Raw genomic sequence first — 879 nt, 5'->3', positions numbered from 1 at the left:
AAATATAAACGAGGTTATGTCAATGAAGTAGGTGAAAAATATCGTTTAGGAGCTTTGACTCTTGGATATGGAGGTTTCCGAATAGGAGCTAATAGCGAAAAAGTAAGACACGCTATTCAAGATGTGGTTATTCACGGTTTAATAAAAGATTGTGGTTTTATGAATACCTCTTGGCAATGGGGGGGCTTCTATCAGTACAGAACTTATAATCCTTTTACATCATGGTAAGAAGAAAATCCTACATATTGATCTTACTTTCTATTTGTTTTATAGCTTGCTGTTATAAAGGTCCTTATACCTCTTACGGTTCAATAAGACAAAAAATTAGATCTTTTTCTAAAATTACTGAGAATTATGAACTAATTGATACAACAGCTTTGTATAAATTAGATGCTATTCAAGAGTACACTCATTATAACCTAACTGAAAAGAGGGTGTCATTTTATGAAAAAGATGATGCACACTATTATCCTTATACTCAGTATTTAAAATTTTATTCTAATGGAAAATTAGCTGTTTTTTTTATTCCCAAACGAGACACTTTATTTCTTAAACGTGAAATGTTTAATCCTGAGAAAGCTATAATGGGCTATTATTACATTAAAGGAAATGATATTAAAATAAAAACAGCAGGGATAATCAATTGTTATCTATATGTTTTTAAAGAAAAAGGAAGAATAAAAAATGATACTATTACCTTAATGTTAGATAGTTCTATCGAAGAAATATATAAGAAGAAAACTATTCCAAAAGAACTTTTAGAAGGTTGGGAACCTGATTGGTAAACTCTTAGTGTAATACAAAACTTATAACTCCTTTACATTATGGTAAGAAAAGTTTTCTATATATTATTTTTCGTCTCAGTATTGGCAAATACTT

Annotated in this window: 2 protein-coding genes; both read left to right on the top strand. The window is 29.0% G+C overall.

The window, feature by feature from the left end:
* On the top strand, positions 1-228 hold a 228-nt coding region (locus HMPREF9074_RS11670; RefSeq protein ID WP_034541111.1), incomplete at its 5' end, for a polymorphic toxin type 23 domain-containing protein.
* A complete protein-coding gene (locus HMPREF9074_RS11665) occupies positions 222-785 on the top strand; it encodes a hypothetical protein (RefSeq protein WP_009388543.1) in 564 nt (187 codons plus the stop codon). The genes HMPREF9074_RS11670 and HMPREF9074_RS11665, both read left to right, overlap by 7 nt.
* Positions 786-879 lie beyond the last annotated feature (94 nt).

The sequence above is a fragment of the Capnocytophaga sp. oral taxon 329 str. F0087 genome, from assembly GCF_000213295.2.
GTDB classification, from domain to species: domain Bacteria; phylum Bacteroidota; class Bacteroidia; order Flavobacteriales; family Flavobacteriaceae; genus Capnocytophaga; species Capnocytophaga leadbetteri_A.
This window is presented reverse-complemented; position numbering and strand designations above follow the sequence as displayed.

Bases quoted from the DNA above. Each gene is read 5' to 3' on its own strand.
- HMPREF9074_RS11665 (WP_009388543.1), top strand. From the start codon at position 222: ATGGTAAGAAGAAAATCCTACATATTGATCTTACTTTCTATTTGTTTT.